Here is a 4,243-nt window from a genome sequence, read left to right on the forward strand (position 1 = left end):
GCCGAAATCTCCATTGCTGGACTCGAACAGGGCACCGTTGCCGTTGCGAGAGATCGAATGATCACCATGCCAGGCGGCGCTGGTTGACAAGGGCGACCCCGGCAGATAGCCCGCGTTCAATGTGACGTCGGCCGTCCACTGCCCGATGACGGACCAGTTGCCACTCACGTTGCCGTTGCCGCCGATGCTCCCCGAGGCACCGATCGAGAAGGTCAGCAGCCCCAAGGCGCCGGGGCCACACAGAGTCAGGTTCTGGCAATTGACGGCATTGATCGTGAATGCATCGTCAATGCTGCCGCTGGCCGAACTGCTGCCATTCACGGACATGGCGGCGCCATTCGTGCTGGTCAGGTTGGCGCTGGCTTCGGCCAGCAGATGCAAGACGCCCAGGTCGGCGGAGGCCGAGGAATTGGAGCGGCCCAGCCCCGTGGACACCGCCGCCCCGCCGCCGGCCGCTTCGAATTGCGAAGACGTGGCCGTGAAACTGACTGGCACCGTGTCCGCGTTGGAGTGGTAGTCGGTCGGGCCAGGGATATTGATGGTGCCGCTGCCCGCCGAAGCCGTGGCCGAGAATTTTGGCGTCGCCGCTTGCGCGGCAGCCCCGATCGACAACAGGCAGGCGGCCAGAACGAGTGCGGGTGAACGTGCCATGCCAATCTCCGATGTCGCTGAAGCGGCGGATTGACGCATGGAAACACCGCCCTGCAGCACAAGCGCGGTGCCCGTGCCGGCCACTCGCACCTCGGGTGTTCCAGTCGCGACCCCAGCGGGGCCGCCCGTCGCCAGTCCCAGGCACGCACGCGGTCCACCTCGGCTCGGTCGGTGCGGCTGTCGATGTTGACGAATTGGAGCCATTCGCTCGACTACTTCGGCTACACGTGGACGGGCCTGGGCAGCGACATCGGCGTGAGCGTGGTGACTCATAGCGAGGAGCTGCAGTACCTCGCCGTCGACGTGCAACTGAACGTGGCGAAAGCCTCGATGTTGGCGCTGGCGCTGGGCAATGCCACCGAGTACCGTGGCCGGCCCATGACCATCTGGCAGGGCCTGCTTGACGACGAGCTGAAGCCCGCCCGTGGCGGCGAAGGACCCGGTGCTGCTGGAGCACCAGGCGCAGCAGGGCGGCGCGGCCGAAGGTCGGGCGTGAGGCTCAGCGCTGCGGTGCGGCGCGAGCATGCCTCGGTGGCCGAGGCCGAGATCATGCGGTTTGCGCAGCCGGACCCGGTGACGGGCCTGCGGCCGCAYGCCCTTTGGCACAAGCACGTGCACAACGTGGAGCTGGACCCGGTGCAGTGCCTGAAGATGGTGGAGATGGACGCCCACCGCAAGACGGCGGACTTCAGCTGCCGGCGCACGGGCAAGACGGCGGTGAAGGAGATCTACATCCTGGAGCGGCTGGCCTCGGAGTGGTATTGTGGACGTCCGCCATGAGATCATTTCGTTAGCAAATAAGCACTTTCAGGGGCGAATACGATGAGCGGATTTCTGTGCGGCGGGCGCATGCGCGCCTGTCTGGCCGGCTTCTTGGCCGCGGTGATGCTGGGTGCCTGCGGTGGCGGAGGTGGCGGCTCCGGTGACGATACGCCCAAGGTCGTCACGCCGATCCCCGACAGCCTCGCCATCACCGCGCCGTCCGCGGCCGAGATGGCCAGCGCCGTTCAGTTCAACCAAACGGGAGGCACGGCGGTCGACTTCCAGTACAGCTGGAATTTCGGCGACGGCGCGGTCAGCGACAGCCCCAGTCCGAGCCACGCCTACGCCAAGGGCGGCGACTACCAGGTCACGCTGAAGGTCACCAACGGCGCGGGTGTGGTGCGCGAAGTGAAGGTCGGGTTGAGCATCAGCAACCATGCCTTCGTCGCCGGCCTCATCTGCAGCGGCGAGCAGAGCGCCGCCGGCTGGTGCTGGAACTCGCCACAACCGACGGGCAACCTGCGCTACGACACATTTTTCGTCAACCCCACATTGGGTTGGATGGTTGGCGAGGCCGGTGAGATTCTCAAGACGGTCAATGCGGGCGTGGCCTGGGCCCGGCAGAACTCCGGTGTGGATGTGTCGCTGTACAGCGTGCGCTTCGCCAGTGCCGACGTGGGCTATGTTCTCGGCGCGGAGAACAGCTTGCTGCGCACGAACGACGGCGGCGCAAGCTGGAAGGCGTCCACAAGGCCGGCCGCTGCCAGCTCGCTGCCGCTGCTCTTTTACGACGCCAACAACCTCGTCTTGGCCCAAGGCCAGGGCGGTTCGTCGRCGACATTCACCAGCACGGACGGTGGGCAGACCTGGCGCACCCTCGGCTATCCGGTCATCGGCGTCAGCCAGGGCAAGATACTCTGGTCGCTGCGTGACGGGCAGGTCTACAGGTCAGCAGACTTCGGGCTCAACGAGACCCGCGTCCTGGACCTGCGCCCGACCGAAGGCACGAGCAGCTATCGGATGCAGCTGCTCGACAGCGAAGGCGTCCTGATCCAGCGCATCCACACGGCGCTGGTCAATGGCCAGGGCGTTGTGACCACCGATTGGTTGCGCAGCCGGGACAGCGGCGCCAGCTGGCAGGCCGTGACGCCGCAGGGGCTGCCGGCGAGCCTGCAGGCATCGAACCTGCTCGCCGTGAACGCCAGCGACACCTTGTTCATCAGCAACTATCGCAGCACCGATGCGGGCGATACCTGGAGCGCGGTGAACTGGACCCTCACGGAGGCGCCGATCCGCCTGGGCGCATCGGTACTGGTGGTCAAGCCTTTCAGGTCTACCGCGGCGATCAGTTCGGACAACGGCAACACCTGGGCCCCGATGGAGCTGCCCGTGCCAGCGCGGCTCGATCACAGCGACTACTCGATCAGCACGGTGCAGTACTTCCCGACAGCCCGGGTGGTCATTCACGTGAGTGCCTATTCCTACGGCAGCATCGAAACCGACATCGGCTATCCGTCCACCCTGGCCACTTACGTGTCGACGGACATGGGCAGCCGCTGGGATGTCCTCGACAAGCAAACCCATGGCGGGCGCTACTGCAACGGCGGGCCCAAGCTTCTCGCCTTCATGGCGCTGGGTGCCAACCGGCAACTGCGCGTCGAGGATCGCACCTTGAAATCCTCCACGGACGGCGGCAAGACCTGGGAAACGAGGCGGACCGACCTGGGCATGGACAGCCCCTACTGCAACTACGACGCGGACTTCCAATTCGCCTCGGACAAGCTGGGCTGGTTGTTGGCAGGTGCCAGCCTGTACCGGACCACCGATGCCGGTGACTCCTGGAGCGCCACGCCCATCGGTAACGACTTTGCGAGCATTCAGTTCATCGACGATCGCCTGGGCTGGGCGGTCCGCTACGGTGCCTACCCCGATCGCGTCCTAGCTCAGAGCCTCGACGGCGGCGTGAGCTGGGGCGAGCCGGCGCCGCTGCCGAGCGGCGTGACCGATGTTCGCTTCCAGAGCGCCACCCGTGGCATTGCGCTCGGCTCCGGCCGCATCCACGAGACCCGCGATGGCGGCAAGACCTGGGTGCTGCGCTATACCTCAGCGGACGGTTTCCGCTTCAGCGAGGCCTCCTATGCGGACGCCAGCACGGTCTGGGTGCTGGGGCCGTCCGGGCGGGCACTGCTGTCCGTGGACGGCGGCGAAACCTGGACGGCAAAGGTCGTCGATGAGTCGGCGCTCTTGTTGGCCGTCCAGTTCATTGACGCGCAGCACGGCTGGATCGGAGGCTCCCAGGGCGAGATCTTCGCCACGGTGGACGGCGGCAAGACCTGGAAGCGCCAAGTCACGGGAAGCGGCCAATATGTCAGCAAGCTCCAGTTCGTCGATACCCGCACGGGTTGGGTGGTCGGTAGCAGCGGTGGCTTGCTGATGACTGGAACTGGCGGCTTTTGAGGCCGCGGATGGCCTGGGCCCGACGACCTGTCTGGCCAGATGTCAGTGCACCAGCTGATGTGCTATGCAGCGATGAATCAAGTCACCCGGCGTCGCAGGGAGCAGCCGAATACAGCCTGAATCCGGTCTGCGCCAGCATGCGAACCACCACGATCGACGAGCCAGTGAAGACCCAGCCCTTTACGGTGCGATGTCGGATTGCATGCCGGCCAAGTCAACGCTGTGAGCGGCGCACCCGAAGCATCAGCACGACCAGCCCGAATGCCAGCAGGCCCACGCTGCCCGGCTCAGGAACCGGGCTGGCAAAGGACTTGGCGAAATCGGCGCCGCTGCCTTCGCTCAGCGCAGTAAAGGCGACGGCATTGCCGTTGGC

4 protein-coding genes are annotated in these 4,243 nt (G+C 65.9%); 2 read left to right on the plus strand and 2 right to left on the minus strand.

What is annotated here, in order from left to right; genetic code table 11:
- Positions 1–735: hypothetical protein (locus ACXJKJ_RS29920; RefSeq protein ID WP_457394929.1), on the minus strand; the 735-nt coding region annotated here is incomplete at its 3' end.
- A 99-nt stretch (positions 736–834) separates the two neighbouring features.
- On the opposite strand from ACXJKJ_RS29920, the gene ACXJKJ_RS29925 reads away from it, so the two are divergent.
- Together ACXJKJ_RS29925 and ACXJKJ_RS29930 are read left to right on the plus strand one after the other, a co-directional pair.
- Positions 835–1,431, plus strand: a complete 597-nt coding sequence (locus ACXJKJ_RS29925) for a hypothetical protein (RefSeq protein ID WP_457394931.1) — start codon at positions 835–837, stop codon at positions 1,429–1,431.
- Positions 1,432–1,473: 42 nt separating this feature from the next.
- Entirely contained in the window at positions 1,474–3,870 is a 2,397-nt protein-coding gene (locus ACXJKJ_RS29930) for a YCF48-related protein (protein WP_457394934.1), read from the plus strand.
- A gap of 214 nt (positions 3,871–4,084) precedes the next feature.
- Here ACXJKJ_RS29930 and ACXJKJ_RS29935 read toward each other — a convergent pair whose 3' ends face one another.
- On the minus strand, positions 4,085–4,213 hold the full coding sequence (locus ACXJKJ_RS29935; protein WP_457394937.1) for a PEP-CTERM sorting domain-containing protein: 129 nt from the start codon (positions 4,211–4,213) through the stop codon (positions 4,085–4,087).
- Positions 4,214–4,243: the final 30 nt, after the last annotated feature.

Source organism: Roseateles sp. P5_E1 (genome assembly GCF_054049335.1).